Annotated in this window: 15 protein-coding genes and 1 pseudogene; 2 read left to right on the top strand and 14 right to left on the bottom strand. The window is 53.7% G+C overall.

Annotated elements, in window-relative coordinates; all coding sequences use genetic code 11:
- Window position 1 precedes the first annotated feature (1 nt).
- The 11 genes and pseudogenes from QMN38_RS14660 to QMN38_RS14610 form a co-directional block, all read right to left on the bottom strand.
- Window positions 2-1,693 (bottom strand): annotated as a pseudogene (locus QMN38_RS14660) (glycosyltransferase family 2 protein).
- A complete protein-coding gene (locus tag QMN38_RS14655; protein WP_271456042.1) occupies window positions 1,684-2,037 on the bottom strand; it encodes an ApeI family dehydratase in 354 nt (117 codons plus the stop codon). The pseudogene QMN38_RS14660 and the gene QMN38_RS14655 overlap by 10 nt, the downstream one beginning before the upstream one ends.
- Entirely contained in the window at window positions 2,024-3,385 is a 1,362-nt protein-coding gene (locus QMN38_RS14650) for an AMP-binding protein (RefSeq protein WP_323605267.1), read from the bottom strand. The genes QMN38_RS14655 and QMN38_RS14650 overlap by 14 nt, the downstream gene beginning before the upstream one ends.
- Window positions 3,382-3,963, bottom strand: coding sequence for a COG4648 family protein (locus QMN38_RS14645; RefSeq protein ID WP_202037516.1), 582 nt, complete (start codon window positions 3,961-3,963; stop codon window positions 3,382-3,384). Before QMN38_RS14645 ends, QMN38_RS14650 begins: the two co-directional genes overlap by 4 nt.
- A 6-nt stretch (window positions 3,964-3,969) precedes the next feature.
- The gene (locus tag QMN38_RS14640) at window positions 3,970-4,221 is read right to left on the bottom strand and encodes an acyl carrier protein (RefSeq protein ID WP_005121566.1); all 252 of its coding nucleotides are present in this window, start codon (window positions 4,219-4,221) and stop codon (window positions 3,970-3,972) included.
- Between the two features lie 12 nt (window positions 4,222-4,233).
- Entirely contained in the window at window positions 4,234-4,491 is a 258-nt protein-coding gene (locus QMN38_RS14635; RefSeq protein WP_048213596.1) for a phosphopantetheine-binding protein, read from the bottom strand.
- On the bottom strand, window positions 4,472-5,287 hold the full coding sequence (locus tag QMN38_RS14630) for a lysophospholipid acyltransferase family protein (protein ID WP_271448692.1): 816 nt from the start codon (window positions 5,285-5,287) through the stop codon (window positions 4,472-4,474). The genes QMN38_RS14635 and QMN38_RS14630 overlap by 20 nt, the downstream gene beginning before the upstream one ends.
- A complete protein-coding gene (locus tag QMN38_RS14625) occupies window positions 5,284-6,006 on the bottom strand; it encodes a beta-ketoacyl synthase chain length factor (protein ID WP_323605266.1) in 723 nt (240 codons plus the stop codon). Before QMN38_RS14625 ends, QMN38_RS14630 begins: the two co-directional genes overlap by 4 nt.
- 40 nt (window positions 6,007-6,046) lie before the next feature.
- On the bottom strand, window positions 6,047-7,108 hold the full coding sequence (locus QMN38_RS14620; RefSeq protein WP_137381983.1) for a class I SAM-dependent methyltransferase: 1,062 nt from the start codon (window positions 7,106-7,108) through the stop codon (window positions 6,047-6,049).
- 68 nt (window positions 7,109-7,176) lie between these two features.
- Window positions 7,177-7,554, bottom strand: coding sequence for a hypothetical protein (locus QMN38_RS14615; RefSeq protein ID WP_122973906.1), 378 nt, complete (start codon window positions 7,552-7,554; stop codon window positions 7,177-7,179).
- Between the two features lie 472 nt (window positions 7,555-8,026).
- Window positions 8,027-9,073, bottom strand: a complete 1,047-nt coding sequence (locus QMN38_RS14610) for an AI-2E family transporter (RefSeq protein ID WP_323605265.1) — start codon at window positions 9,071-9,073, stop codon at window positions 8,027-8,029.
- 133 nt (window positions 9,074-9,206) lie between these two features.
- On the opposite strand from QMN38_RS14610, the gene QMN38_RS14605 reads away from it, so the two are divergent.
- Entirely contained in the window at window positions 9,207-10,424 is a 1,218-nt protein-coding gene (locus QMN38_RS14605; protein ID WP_323605264.1) for an MFS transporter, read from the top strand.
- A 3-nt stretch (window positions 10,425-10,427) separates the two neighbouring features.
- On the opposite strand, the gene QMN38_RS14600 is transcribed toward QMN38_RS14605, so the two are convergent.
- Both QMN38_RS14600 and QMN38_RS14595 read right to left on the bottom strand, forming a co-directional pair.
- On the bottom strand, window positions 10,428-10,985 hold the full coding sequence (locus QMN38_RS14600; RefSeq protein WP_005121574.1) for a DcrB family lipoprotein: 558 nt from the start codon (window positions 10,983-10,985) through the stop codon (window positions 10,428-10,430).
- Between the two features lie 72 nt (window positions 10,986-11,057).
- Window positions 11,058-11,723, bottom strand: a complete 666-nt coding sequence (locus tag QMN38_RS14595; RefSeq protein WP_005121575.1) for a 7-cyano-7-deazaguanine/7-aminomethyl-7-deazaguanine transporter — start codon at window positions 11,721-11,723, stop codon at window positions 11,058-11,060.
- Between the two features lie 168 nt (window positions 11,724-11,891).
- On the opposite strand from QMN38_RS14595, the gene tusA reads away from it, so the two are divergent.
- Complete coding sequence (gene tusA, locus QMN38_RS14590) at window positions 11,892-12,137, top strand: sulfurtransferase TusA (RefSeq protein ID WP_038635021.1); 246 nt, start codon at window positions 11,892-11,894, stop codon at window positions 12,135-12,137.
- 73 nt (window positions 12,138-12,210) lie between these two features.
- Here tusA and zntA read toward each other — a convergent pair whose 3' ends face one another.
- Entirely contained in the window at window positions 12,211-14,409 is a 2,199-nt protein-coding gene (gene zntA, locus QMN38_RS14585) for a Zn(II)/Cd(II)/Pb(II) translocating P-type ATPase ZntA (protein WP_323605263.1), read from the bottom strand.
- Window positions 14,410-14,421 lie beyond the last annotated feature (12 nt).

Raw genomic sequence — 14,421 nt, 5'->3', positions numbered from 1 at the left:
TTTACTCCTTGTCTTTGGTGTCCGGCAGTTGCCAGAAATCGAAAAAGTTAAACCAGTCGAGTGGCGACTGAAGTGCATAGTGCTCAAGGCGTTCGGCGTAGCGATCGACGGTATGTTGTAATGCCTGTTGTCGGGTAGCGCGTGGCAAGAGCAGCGGGTCAGCAAACGGTTCGCAGTGGATATGTAGCTTCTCCTGCTGGCGCAGGGCGAAAATCAGATCCACCGGGCAGCGTAAAATAGACGCAAGAATGAACGGGCCCTGTGGGAATGGCGCAACGTGTCCCATAAAGCGGCTCCAGCAGACACGCCATTCGCCGCCACGTTGGGTAGTGACGGCGATGCGATCGCCGACGATGGCTATCCATTCGCCACGATCCAGTTTCTCTTTGAGCAGAATGGCGGTATCCGGGCCGATATCGTTCACCGGAAGCAGGTTTAACCCAGCCTGCGGGGCCATCTCTTCCATGATTTGTTTAAAGCGTTGGGCGTTATCGCTAAATACCAGCGCATTGATTGTCTTACTGCCCTGTAGTTGGGCCAGTGCCCGACAGGCTTCGACATCACCCAGATGCGAAGCCAGCAGCAGTTTTCCTCGCGGGTCGCTGACATTTAGCGTTTCTTCTGCGCCTGGTGCAAAAACAACATCGCGGCCAACGTGCAGCTCACCGCGCCAGCTGGCAATCTTATCCAACATCGCGCCGCCAAAACGCAGGAAATGCTGATAACTGGTCAGGTTTGACGGTACTGGCATCCGGCGTGCGATCAGTTGCGCCCGTACGCGGCTAATCCAGCTCTGAGAGGCTTTTCGGGCAGTTGATGCGGTGAGCTAGTAAACGCCGACTACCGGATACAGTAGCAGGGAGAAGGCTTTGCGACCGAGTAAACGCCAGACCAGCAGCATCAGACGCATTCCCCACAACCCTTTGACTTCCTGCTGCTGCGCCCAGTGTGTTGATGAACGACGAAAAAGCAGGGAGGGGATACGCGGCAACATGCCAAAAAACAGGCGAGTGTGCATTAATGAAATGCGCAGATTGTCTTTGAGCGCGTCGAAATGGGATAGCCCGTCCTGCGGATAGGTGACTCGCGTTGGGATAAAATAGCTGGTGTTGCCTTGCCAGTAGAGGCGCACCATCACTTCGGTATCAAAATCCATCCGTTTGCCGAGCGTCACGCGCTGTGCCAGTTGCAGTGTAGGTGCCACCGGATACACACGGAAACCACACATGCTGTCTTTTAGCTGCAACGAGAGCGTTTCTATCCACACCCAGATGTGGGTTACCCAGCGTCCGTACAGGCGTGAGCGAGGAACAGAATCATCGTAAATCGGTTGCCCGGAAATGAGCGCTGTCGGATGTTCTTTTGCTAATGCAAGCAGCCTGGGAATATCTTCAATGGCATGCTGCCCGTCGGCATCGACCTGCACGGCATGACTGAACCCGGCATCTGCCGCCGCCTGTATTCCGCTAATTACCGCCGCGCCTTTGCCTGCGTTGACCGGCAGGCGAATTAACGTCAGATTGCGGTATTCTGCCGCCAGGCGTGCCAGTTCGTCTTGTGTGGTCTTGTCGCTGCCATCGTCCACCACAATGCAGGGGAGATTGAACGGCTGAAGACGCTCCAATACGCCCGACATCATCGCGCCGTGGTTATAGCAGGGGATCAACACGCACGGGGAAAACGTCAGCGGCATAACCGAATCTTCCCACTGCTGGCGGTATGGCGCGCTTCACCGTCGTGGCGCTGGTAACTAAAAGAGAGCATCTGACGTTCTTCCTGCCAGCTCAGGCTCAGGGTGACGGTGGTTTCAGGCAATAGCGGTGACTGGAACTTCACGTTCTGAATACTGTGAAAACGCCAGCCAGGGACCAGCAACGTGGTGGCGTAATGCATCGCCCAATCCAGTTGTGCAACGCCTGGCAGCAGTGGCTGCACGGCAAAATGCCCGCTAAACCAAAACAGCGAAGGGTCGAGATGTAAAATAATCTCAGCCTGTTGAGGCTGTGCCTGATGGCGCTCGATTTCATGGGGTTTCATGAAATAACTCCTGTAATTGCGCATAGACACGCTTGTTCATACTGTTGACTGGAATCTCATCAATCACCCGCCAGTAGCGGGGAACGGCGACCGGCTCCAGCCAGGGCAACAGCGAACGTCGCCAGGTCAGTTCTTGCGGTTTTCCTCCGCACGCGAGCCAGCGTTGATGGGCTTTGTCATCCAGTACCAGCAGGACGCCAACGCCCTGGCGCCCCCCGCGTGAGACCGGCAATGCCGCGACGTCACGGATACCGTCCAGTGCCAGCAAGCGTTGCTCCACTTCGCTGAGTGAAATGCGTTTCTCTTCAATCTTGACGATTCGCCCACGCCTGCCCATCAGGCGAAACTGACCGTTTTCAGTAAATTGCAGAATATCATCCAGCAACAGGCCATCATCAGCGGCAATTAGCGGTGAAAATACGCGAAATGCGTCATTTTCTGGTTGAAATCTGACGCCGGGAAAAGGCAGCCATGCCACATCATCTTGACGGCGATAACGCCACGCAAGGATGCCGGTTTCAGTGCTGCCGTAGATCTCATCGGGCCAGACATTCAGCCAGTCAGCAGCCTGGGTGACGTCTTGCCAGGGCAGCATACCACCCGCAGACAGTATCAGTTCGACCGGCGGCGGTGCCAGGTGGTGGTCGAGGCGTTTCAGAAACGCCGGACTGCTGATAAACGCATACCGATGATCAGAGCTCAACGCCGCCAGTTGTTCGGCATACCACAGCATTGCTGCGTGCAGCGGTAGACCTAAGGCCATCGGCAAGAAGATACGGAACGTCAGACCATACAGATGTTGCGGAACCACTGACGCGACCACCCGGCAACCTGCCAGACGATCGGCAAAGCGCGTCGCGAGCAATGCCGCTTCGCTATCCAGGCGAGCGATCGGTTTGATCACGCGTTTCGGCTGGCCGGTCGAACCGGAAGTGAACAGCTCCACAAAGGCGTCGCTGCGTATTGCCGGAAACGTGATGTCGTGGGTCACGGGTGTCATGGCAGAACTGACCACCCGCAGCACTCCCTGCCACTCCAGCGCTTTATCGCTCAGTACCCCGTCAAACAGCCTGTGCTGCTCGTTTAACAACGAAACGCGACAATGCCCAGGGATCACTGGCGTTTTGCCAGCATGTAGCGTGGCCAGTAGCGCGACGATAAATAAATAGCTGTTCTCGAAGCACAATGCCCAGCGCTCACCTTCCTGCTGCTGCAGGTACGTTATCAACTGGGCCACATCGTGGCGCAGATGACCCAGCGTCCAGGTATGCTCTTCCTGCCACGCAACAGGAACGTCGTTTGGGCGTAGGTCACAGAGCCATTGAGCAAGTGTGAGGGGCTGCTTCATTGGGTATCTCGTTTTATCACTAGTTGGCGAACTAACCACTCGCCGACCATCAATGTTCCCATCAGCAGATAGGAAACCATACCGTTCCAGGTCGTCCACAGGGTCATATCGCCATTCAGTGCGGTAAAGAGCGCAACGCTGCCATTGATGATGAAAAAGGCGCACCAGATTTGTGTCACACGGCGTGTGTAGCGTACTCCTGCCTCGGGCAGATTTGGGTCGCGCAGCCGCGCCAGGCGTTCAACAATGGGCATCGCGGACCACAGAGAGCCACCAAATACCGACAGCATGACGCCGTTTACTACTACCGGGTAAAACAGCAGCAACTGATGCGTTTTGAGCAGATAACTGGCAATGCACAACGTGATACCCGCGACCGCCACGACCTGTGTCACGACGCGCAACGGCCCCGCCTGTCGCCGGGTCTGGCGAAAGCGTAAAAAAAGGAGTAGCGCCATCAACGGTAGCAACCAGTGCAGACTGTTATGCGCAAGGCCAAACCAGATCAAAAACGGCCAGGCCAACAACAGTAGGCCTGTTAGCAGTTGTACGACTGGCAGCGAGCGGGTGCCCGACACGGTGAATTACGCTTCTTTGAGAAGGCGTTCTACCGCGTCGACGACATCTTGTACGGTGCGTACTGCTTTGAACTCTTCCGGCTTGATTTTCTTACCGGTTTTCTTTTGCAGATGCACGATCATGTCGACGGCGTCGATGCTGTCGAGTTCCAGATCTTCGTACAGGCGCGCCTCAGGCTTAATGTCCTGCGGGTCGACTTCAAACAGCTTGACCAGCAGTGAGGAGACTTCTTCGTAAATGGCTTTTTGTTCGGTCATAACGGACTATCCTCAGGCACGTTGCGCGTGAATGAACGATGCCAGCGTGGCGACGGAGAAGAAGTGCTGACGCATTTCTTCGCTCTCTGCTGAGAGGACCACGCCATACTCGTTTTTCACCGCCAGCCCCAGCTCCAGGGCGTCGATTGAGTCCAGACCTAATCCATCGCCAAAGAGTGCCGCTTCGGTATCAATATCGTCAGCTGTCAGTTCGTCGAGATTCAATGTCGTTATAATGAGATTTTTGATTTCAAGATAAAGCGCTTGCATCATTAATTCCTGAAAGAGGTAAAGTACCTGGTTGTAATTGAAGCAAAAGATGCCGGTTTAACTGCCTTGCGGCCAGCGCCGGTTCTTGTGAATTTGCGTCGTAAAATTGGTCGATCTTAACCCGTTCGTGTACTGAAATGGTGAACATGGGCTTTATTGATGGGACGTCGTACCATTTGCTTTCTTTATCCAGCATTTGTTCGCTGCAGTTAATGGTGACGATACGTAAATCGCTGCTGCAACGTACGGCGATATTCGCCGCACCACGCTGTAACGTCATTTCCTCTCCGGGGCGTGTACGGGTTCCCTCGGGGAAAATTAAAATGGTATCGCCTTGTTCCAGACGTTGCTGGCACGCGGGTAACAGCGCATCAGCCTGACTGTTAATCAGATAATCTGCTGCCCGGACCACGCCGCCGAGAAACGGGTTCTTTAGTAATGCGCTTTTCACCAGACAGTCGGTTTCTGGCATGACCGAGGCCAGTAGCACGTAGTCGATGAGCGTCGGATGATTGGCAACGACCAGGCACCCTTTTTCGTTGCGTAAAATGTCTCGTCCTGCAATCTGGTAATCCAGCACGCCAAGTCGCTTCACCACCGTTAAAAAGAGGCGAAAACTGGCAGCAATGCTGCGTCTGGCGATACGCCGACGCCGGGCTTTATCCCATACTGCGATGAGCAATACGTTAAACCAGACGGTAGAAAGGAGCAGTCCGCCGAGGCCAAACAGGGCAAAGCAAAAACCGGTCATCACCAGTCGCCATACCCAATTAAGCCGCAGGAAAATCGTGTTCATCCCTGACTCCACTGCCACTGTACGCGTTCGCCTGGCAGGGTAAACGCCGTGGTATCTTGCAAATAATGTTGTAAAAACAACAGACTCTGTGGCAATGACGTCTCACCTTGCGCGCGGCGTGGACGGGTTTCACATTGCCAGCGATCACCGGATTCAATAACCAATGCAACGGCAAACGGCCATGTCGGCATATCAGGCGGCAACTGTGGATGATAAAACTCGGGCAGAAAACCGTCGAAATCGACCATCAATACACGCTGATATCCCGCCTGCAACAGCCCGATGATTTCGCACAGCCCCTGCTGGAACGTATCCCTGCCAGCAGAAAGCGAGGAGGAGACAATCGGTTTTTTCGCGGCGATGGTCAGGTTTCCCACCGCAGAATTATGCACAGAGAGGGCAAAATCGGTCGGTGAGAGTGCCTGCTCAGTCGCCAGGGCGTGCAGGATCCTGTAATTACGCTCCAGTTCACCATGGCGGCTGGTGTACAACACGGCATCAATATCATGACGGCGTAGCATCGCCAGCCCGCAATCAACGGCCAGTTTGCTACCGGAGCTGAGGCGGCGAGCCGTCATCATCGGTAACTCGCTGAGTTTAGCCAATGGCGCGGTGGGATCGATGGCGTGCGAAAACCGTGACCATTCCTGCCACTGTTCTGTTTCACTTAACCCTGGCGCCTTGGCCTGCCAGTCGATAATGTTGAATGCAAATTTCATCAACGCGTATCCGCGGTAAATCGGTTGTTCCGATTGTTTCTTATTTTTTCTTCTGACATATCAATAAAGTATGCCCAACACCTAAGTTGTCGTGGCGTTCATCTACCTGAAAACCTGCCTGATTCAGATAGTGATAAAACTTCTCTACGCTGTAGAAACGGCTGTTGCCATTCGCCATACAGGTAAAATAAAGCGAAGACGCATTCAGGCTAAATGAGGCCGCTTCAAATTTTTGGGCATCCCAAAACAGTTCCATAATGCACAGCTTCGCGCCCGGTTTCATCACCCGAGCAATGTTGCTCAGTATGGCGATAATTTGTTCCGGGGAAAAACAGTCCAGAAATTGGCTCATCCACCAGATATCTGCCTCTGCGGGTAAAGGCGAGTCGCTAAGCATATCCACAGCATGGAAATTTATGCGATGGGATAATCCCGCATTTTCGATATTTTCGCGGGCAAGTGCAATTTGTTGCGGCAAATCTAATAGAGTGACTGCAATATTGTCATCATGTTGACAACAACGTAATGCCCATTTTCCGGTATTTCCGCCGACATCGTACAGGGTTGCAGGGGCGCTGGCGAATACATATGGCAATGCGGCATCAAATGCGCCATCTGAATAGTAATGATCGAAAGCGAACCAACTTTCACGCGCAGCCAGGGGTAATTGTGACAGTGCAGGATAGATTGTTGGCCAGTCGCCAAAAATTTTTAATCCAGCGGGTTTCCCTTCTTTCAGCGCATTCTCCAGATAGAACAGTCCCTGATAACAAACATCCTGGGTGAAATCCATATTCACACGCGTCATTGTGTCATGTAAAAGGAAGTGGCCGACTTTTGCGAGGTAATAATATCCTTCTTTGTGGGTAATGATTCGCCCACTTAACCCCATATCCAACAGGATGCTGGCGGCATATTCGTTTATGGTGCTGTTCTCGGTAATTTCGTCGAGCGTGGCACCGCGTTTACCTTGCTTGTCCAGCCAGGTGAGTACTCCCGCATTTCGCAGACACAACGCGGTTTGAAAAAGCATAGGGGCAAAGGCGATACGTTGTGCTTCAGTAATGGCATCCAGTGCGCTAAGCGAATCCTGTTCGTACATGTGGGGACAACCTGTTAAATGGCAGAGAGTAAGAGTATCGGGCCTTTTCGGCCCGACTTTAGGCGTAATTACAGATTGGCACCGGCTGACAGATTGAGCTGGATGTCTTTATCCAGATTGCGTACCCAGCGGTTGTAGTTTTTATGGATTTTTCCACCAGAAGCCTGCAGGTTAAGGCTGCTGTCGTATTTAATGTCATAGCTGGTGGCGGTATAGGTGATACGGACTTCAGCCACATGGTCGCGGGTTTGTTGGCGTGCTTTAATGACACCAGGACCGGCTTCAGACATGACCCATTGGCGTTGAATGCCCGCTTTCAGAATCGCGGTTTTAACCTGATCCTGAGTGTGCCCCGCGCTTACGCTGGTGTGAACTTGATCGATCGGCGCAGTACGCGCACATCCCGCCAGCGCACCGACAACGGCAATGGCCGCAAACCACTTAATATACTGTTTCATTAAAACTCCCTCTCAAAGTACTGTTTATACGTGTTTAATAATAAGCTTCGAAATAATGATCACCCTGCAGCACCTGTGATTTTATTTAAGCTAAATTAGCATTTTATTTCACGTGTCCGATAGCAAGGCGACGGAGGTTACCGGATGGTAATATTCGGTGATTTTCTTCAACGGAAATTTTTCAGCGTAATCATCGGCGAGAAGTATAGATTTTTAGATAAAACGTATCAAATAAAATAACCTTTAAATATAGGCAGATAGTTTGAGTTAAATGCTATGGGGGGATTCATTATTCTTATGCGGTTTGGCAAAGACATCCGTACGTTGACTTATGTAATTTCTTTATTAAAAAATGAAATCCTTTTCACTCTTTATTTAAGATAAATTGCGATATATACCTGTATGGATATCAGTTTAACGGGCATATAAAAAGATAAAAACTACCTCGGTTGGTAGTTTTTCAGGGTAGCCGACTTTTGGGTCTGCCGGGACCAAGTAAAATGGCCAGTTTGCTGCCACCGGTGGTGGTTTCCATCCAGATTTTACACACGCTGGTTAATGGGACGGAGAGCAACATGCCCACGGGACCGAGCAGCCATCCCCACACCAACAGGGAAAGGAAAACGATCAGCGTCGACAATCCCAGGCGATGCCCCATCATACGTGGCTCAAGGATATTGCCAATCACCATATGCACCACCAGAAACAGCGCGCCGACCAGCACGCACTCGTACAGGCCATTGAACAGCAACGCCTGAATCATAGGCGGCACGGCGGAAATAACCGAGCCTATATTGGGCACATAATTGAGCAGGAAGGCCAGCACGCCCCACATCAGAGCGAACTGAATACCCATTAGCGCCAACCCCAGCCAGACGATGGCGCCAGTCCATAAGCTGAGCAACGTTTTCAGTGCCAGATAGTGGGATACGCCCTTTAATGCCCGATGCAGCCCCGCAATATGGATCTGCGGATTGTTCAGCGCAAAGCGCATTTTATAGGGGACGTGGCGTACCTCAAACAGCATAAAGACCACCGTCATCACCAGCAGAACGACGCTGGCCATCGCACCGGAAAGGCTGGTCATCAGCGTGGTTGTGAAGGTCATGAGCTTGTCGGAATCGATACGTTGCAGGATGCGCTCTGGCGACATATGCAAATTCAGAAAGGGCACCATCTCTTGCAGATACAGGACTTTGCGCGTCAGCTCCTTATTGTACTTGGGCAGCATGGCCATGAATTCTGTGATCGACGACGCCAGGACACCAACCAGTGCGGTAAGGACGATGAGCATCACGACGACCACCAGCGTAATGGCAACCGGGCGACGGATCCCCCGACGAATAAACCAGGTTACCAGGGGATTCAACACAATGGCGAAAAACAGGGCCAGCAGTAGCTGTACAAGAATATCGGCTGCGGCGTGTATACCCGCGAGGATCACCACCAGCGCGGCCAGTTTAAGCGAAATGTGCAAACCTGTTTTGTCAGGCTGGATGGTTGTCATGTCTTCTTCCTGTGTGCATTTTTGCATTAAGTGTAGCGGCTGGCTTGCTGCCGATATTCCTAATCTGGTTACTGATTTCTGGGCTGCAACATGGTAGAAATGAAACACTGTTGTGAATATGTGGTGACCCTCCATGCCCGAACCCGTCGCTGAACCGACGCTGAGCGGATTGCGCCTCAATCTGCGCATTGTCTCCGTGGTGATGTTTAACTTCGCCAGCTATCTGACCATCGGCCTCCCGCTCGCGGTATTGCCGGGTTATGTCCATGATGTTATGGGATTTAGTGCCTTCTGGGCCGGGCTGGTTATCAGTCTGCAATACTTCGCGACGTTGTTGAGTCGCCCTCATGCCGGTCGCTATGCCGATTTGCTGGGGCCGAAAAAGATTGTGGTATTTGGGCTGTGCGGCTGTTTTTTAAGTGGTCTGGGCTATTTGCTGGCAGGGAGCGCGCATGGTTCGCCGCTGGCCAGTTTATTACTGCTGTGCCTGGGGCGCGTGATTCTGGGCATCGGGCAAAGCTTTGCCGGGACCGGCTCTACATTATGGGGCGTTGGGGTGGTTGGCTCAATGCACATTGGACGGGTGATTTCATGGAACGGGATTGTCACCTACGGGGCGATGGCGATCGGTGCGCCGCTGGGTGTGCTGTGCTACGCCTGGGGTGGCTTGCAAGGGCTGGCGCTGACCGTGATGGCCGTGGCGCTGCTGGCAATATTGCTGGCACTGCCGCGTCCGGCAGTGAAAGCCAGTAAAGGCAAACCGTTGCCGTTTCGCGCGGTGCTTGGGCGAGTCTGGCCGTACGGCATGGCACTGGCGTTGGCCTCTGCCGGCTTTGGGGTGATCGCCACGTTTATTACCCTGTTTTACGACGCAAAAGGCTGGGACGGCGCGGCATTCGCGCTGACGCTATTTAGCTGCACGTTTGTTGGTACTCGTCTGCTATTCCCAAATGGCATCAACCGGTTAGGTGGGCTGAATGTCGCGATGATCTGCTTTAGCGTCGAAATTGTTGGGCTGTTGCTGGTCGGGATGGCTTCCATGCCGTGGATGGCGAAAATGGGCGTGCTACTGGCCGGCGCAGGGTTTTCGTTGGTCTTCCCGGCGCTGGGTGTGGTAGCGGTAAAAGCGGTCCCGCAGCAGAATCAGGGCGCGGCACTGGCGACTTATACGGTATTTATGGATTTGTCGCTGGGTGTCACCGGGCCTTTGGCGGGACTGGTGATGACGTGGGCGGGTGTACCGGTTATCTATCTGGCGGCCGCAGGGCTGGTGGCGGTGGCGTTATTGCTGACATGGCGGCTAAAAAAACGGCCTCAGGTGGTGTCACCGGAGGCCGCATCATCGTCTTAACGATTACTGGATAACCAGCGTGTTAATGATGTTTTCTGCCGTGGTCTGTGCTTTCTGTTGATCGTCAGCAGGCAGCGTGATTTGCAGGGTCAGCAGTTGGTTGTCCACTTTGCCCAACACCACGGAGGAGTAGGCAGTCTGGCCTTTCGCTGAAATGATGCTGTCTAACTGCTGAAGCGTGTGGCCTTTCAGCTCAATGGACTTGTTAGTGACCACCTGCAGTTGCGGGTCACGGCTACGCTGCTGATCTTCCAGACGTTTTGCCAGTACAGGCAGTGCTTCACTGGTATCGTCACCGACAATCACAATCACCGCTTTCTGGCCGGTTGCGTCAGAATAAACGTGCATGTTGTTGGCCTGAGTGCCCAGCTTGCCGCTCTGATCGGTCATGTCTGCCGGCAGGGAAAAACTGAGTTTGCCGTCGAGCAGGTTAACCGGTTGTCCGGCGGCGCTGCTTTGTGCGGCAGCACCCTCTGCTGGCGCTTTTGTATCGCTATTATCACAGGCCGCAAGCCCCATAACCAGCAGGCCAATACCGACATATTTAACCAGATTGCGCATTGACTTCTTCCTTTCGATAAACGGCCATAACGGCTCATTCGTCCATCTTATCACAACTCGGAAAATGAACCTTTAACTCGTCTGCAATGCAGAGATTTCAGATTTATCTGCCAGCCTTTTCAGCAACATATTCAGCAACACGCCATACATCGGCAGGAAGAAAATAATGCTGATCAGCACTTTGAAGCAGTAATCGACAAGCGCGATTTCCATCCAGTGCTCGGCCATAAAGGCATCCGGGCTGCGCCAGAAGGCGATAAAGAAGAACGCCAGCGTATCGCTGATGTTGCCAAACAGCGTTGAGGCCGTAGGCGCGAGCCACCAGCGACGGTTCTGACGCAGGCGGTTAAAGACGTGCACATCCAGAATTTGTCCCAGCGCGTAAGCCATAAAACTGGCGGCAGCGATACGGGCGACAAACAGGTTAAAGTGCAGCAGCGCATCAAAACCTTGCCAGGAACCCATATAGAACAGTGAAGACACGCCATAGGAGATCAGCAACGCAGGAACCATCACGGCAAAGATGATGCGTCTTGCCAGCGGTGCGCCAAAGATACGCACGGTCAGATCGGTCGCGAGGAAAATAAACGGAAAGCTAAACGCGCCCCAGGTGGTATGAAAACCAAAGATGGAGATCGGAAGCTGCACCAGATAGTTGCTGGAGGTGATCACCAGCAGATGAAATAGCGATAGCCAGAACAACGCTTTTACGCGCTGATTTTGTGTAAACGGAGTCATATTGTGACCTTTTTGTTGGATGGGGTGAGGGAACCCAATAAAAAACCGTCGCATGATACTGCTTTAAAAACACATTGCAATGGTTGTTTTTCACGCAATCGTTAACCTGATTGGCTTACGCCACAACAGAGCGTAAAATAACGCCGTTTTTGTATGAATGAGACTACGATGAGCGATCTGTTTACTTCTCCCGACCATACTCTTGATGCGCAGGGGCTGCGCTGCCCGGAACCCGTCATGATGGTGCGTAAAACCGTGCGTGGTATGCAGGCCGGTGAGACGCTGCTGATTGTTGCAGACGATCCGGCGACAACCCGCGATATTCCCGGCTTCTGTACTTTTATGGAACATGAGCTGGTGGCAAAAGAGACCGACTCGCTGCCGTACCGCTATTTAGTGCGCAAAGGGCATTAAGCGATGCCGGATGGCGCTAACGCTGTGTAACCTGTAGGCCGGATAAGGCAACGCCGCATCCGGCACACACACATTATCCTTTACGCAACAACCGCAGCGCGTTGGCGGTTACCAGCACCGTTGCCCCCGTATCTGCCAGTACTGCCAGCCACAATCCGGTTATCCCCAGCAGTGTGGTAACAAGGAAAATCCCTTTCAGACCCAACGCAATCGCAATATTTTGTCGAATATTGGCGTGGGTTGCGCGCGCCAGTTGAATCATTTGCACCAGACCACGCAGACGGTTATGTGTCAGGGCCGCATCGGCGGTTTCCAGCGCAACATCGGTTCCGCTACCCATGGCAATGCCGATGGTGGCGGCTTTCATCGCCGGCGCGTCGTTGATCCCATCGCCGACCATCGCCAGCGGTGACAGTTGGTTGAGCTGGGTAACGGCCTGCACTTTATCTTCCGGTAACAGCCCCGCTTTGAATTCAAGCCCCAGTTCAGCGGCAATAGCTGCTGCCGCGCGAGGATTGTCGCCGGTCAGGATCACCCCTTTCACACCGAGCTGATTCAGCTCGCTGATGGCGGTGCGGGCATCGTCGCGTAGTGTGTCCTGCAAGGCCAGTACGCCGAGTACGGCATCGTTACGCACGACCAGCACGACGGTTTGGCCTGCGCTTTCCAGTTCGCTTATCTGCCCGGCAAAGGCATCAGCAGGATGTTTGCCTGCCGCGCAAATCAGTATGCGCTCGCCGTTTACCTGTGCTTCAATCCCTGAGCCAACCAGCGCACGCTGTTCTGTCGCCAGTGGAATACTCAGTTCACGCGTTTGTGCTTCACGGACAATGGCCTGGGCCAGCGGATGCGTTGCACCTTGTTCAACGGCCGCTGCCAACACCAGCAGTTCGGCTTCGTCTAGCCCACTTGCCGGATGAATCGCCGTGACGCGCGGTTTACCGACGGTCAGGGTGCCGGTTTTATCAAACGCGACCTGTGTGACTCTGCCCAACTGTTCCAGGGCGGCACCGCCTTTGATTAACGCCCCGCGACGCGCCGCTGCGGCTAATCCGGAAGTGATTGCGGCAGGGGTTGAAATAACCAGTGCACACGGACAACCGATCAGCAGCAGCGTTAGCCCTTTATAAATCCATTCCTGCCAGGAAGCGGCAAACAGCAGCGGCGGTACGAGCGTGACCAGCAAGGCAATCGCCATGATGGCCGGGGTATAAATCCGGCTGAAGCGATCAATAAAACGCTCTATAGGGGCGCGACGCTCTTCGGCCTCTTCAATCAGTTTCAAAATACGGTCAATCGCACTGGCACCGGGTTCAGAGAGAACCTCGAGAGTGACCAGTCGGTCTACGCTGGTGGCACCTGCCGGGACTTTTTCGCCCAATGCTCGCTCAACCGGAATAGATTCACCCGTCAATGCGCTTTCATCAAAGCTGGCAAAACCCGAAACCAGTTTAGCGTCGGCGGGTAAACGTCCTCCGGCGGCAACTTCAATGATGTCGCCTGGCTGGAGGGTGTTAATGGCCACCTCTTCGCGCTCACCGTTACGCAGACGCGTGGCGGTTTCCGGCTTCAGCGCCATTAGCGCGCTGACCCCTTTACGGGCGCGGTTGGCAGCCCATCCTTCCAGGCGTTCACCAATTAAAAACAACAGCAGTACCATGGCCGCTTCCGCCGTTGCACCGATAAACAATGCCCCGATGGCGGCGGCGCTCATCAGCGTTTCAATGGCAAAGTAGCTACCGGTCTTCATCAGGCGCAGCGCCTGACGTGCAATGGGGAACAGACCCACCAGTGTGGTGGCGATAAAGGCTATCTGGCCGAAGGGGTGATTGAACTGCTCCAGTCCCCAACTGATGGCCATCATGATAATCAATGAAATCAGCGGCAGATTTTCTTTAAACCGTGATTCGGGGGCTTCTTCTGGCGCCTGCTCATCACGCAGGGTGTAGCCGGCCTTCTGCACTGCGCTTTCAATTTGCTGGCGGATATCGGAACCGGCATCCACCACCAGCTTTTCGGTAGCGAACAGAACCTGAACCTGGTTAACGCCGCTGACCTGGCGGACCGCATTTTCGACTTTACGCGCACAGGCCGCGCAATCCATGCCCGCGACTTTCCAGGAATAGCGAGTACCTAATACGGTTGCAGAAACGGGTGGTGGGGTTGAGCAACTGCCTTCACAGCAGCAGTCATCAGCTTTCTGCGGTGCAGGCGCGAGCTTGAATGAAGAGAACTGTGGGGCTTTTTTGCCATTGGCCTCTGGTGTCGACATGGCATCCTCCGA

It is taken from the genome of Citrobacter sp. R-1.5.2 (genome assembly GCF_035064245.1).
Taxonomy (GTDB): Bacteria; Pseudomonadota; Gammaproteobacteria; order Enterobacterales; family Enterobacteriaceae; genus Citrobacter.
This window is presented reverse-complemented; position numbering and strand designations above follow the sequence as displayed.

Excerpts from the sequence above, each read along its gene's own strand:
- tusA (WP_038635021.1), top strand. The coding sequence starts at position 11,892 with ATGAGCGATCTGTTTACTTCTCCCGACCATACTCTTGATGCGCAGGGG.
- zntA (WP_323605263.1), bottom strand. The coding sequence starts at position 14,409 with ATGTCGACACCAGAGGCCAATGGCAAAAAAGCCCCACAGTTCTCTTCA.
- QMN38_RS14640 (WP_005121566.1), bottom strand. The coding sequence starts at position 4,221 with ATGACCGAACAAAAAGCCATTTACGAAGAAGTCTCCTCACTGCTGGTC.
- QMN38_RS14625 (WP_323605266.1), bottom strand. The coding sequence starts at position 6,006 with ATGAAATTTGCATTCAACATTATCGACTGGCAGGCCAAGGCGCCAGGG.
- QMN38_RS14635 (WP_048213596.1), bottom strand. The coding sequence starts at position 4,491 with ATGCAAGCGCTTTATCTTGAAATCAAAAATCTCATTATAACGACATTG.
- QMN38_RS14620 (WP_137381983.1), bottom strand. The coding sequence starts at position 7,108 with ATGTACGAACAGGATTCGCTTAGCGCACTGGATGCCATTACTGAAGCA.
- QMN38_RS14650 (WP_323605267.1), bottom strand. The coding sequence starts at position 3,385 with ATGAAGCAGCCCCTCACACTTGCTCAATGGCTCTGTGACCTACGCCCA.
- QMN38_RS14605 (WP_323605264.1), top strand. The coding sequence starts at position 9,207 with ATGCCCGAACCCGTCGCTGAACCGACGCTGAGCGGATTGCGCCTCAAT.
- QMN38_RS14595 (WP_005121575.1), bottom strand. The coding sequence starts at position 11,723 with ATGACTCCGTTTACACAAAATCAGCGCGTAAAAGCGTTGTTCTGGCTA.
- QMN38_RS14600 (WP_005121574.1), bottom strand. The coding sequence starts at position 10,985 with ATGCGCAATCTGGTTAAATATGTCGGTATTGGCCTGCTGGTTATGGGG.
- QMN38_RS14655 (WP_271456042.1), bottom strand. The coding sequence starts at position 2,037 with ATGAAACCCCATGAAATCGAGCGCCATCAGGCACAGCCTCAACAGGCT.
- QMN38_RS14630 (WP_271448692.1), bottom strand. The coding sequence starts at position 5,287 with ATGAACACGATTTTCCTGCGGCTTAATTGGGTATGGCGACTGGTGATG.
- QMN38_RS14610 (WP_323605265.1), bottom strand. The coding sequence starts at position 9,073 with ATGACAACCATCCAGCCTGACAAAACAGGTTTGCACATTTCGCTTAAA.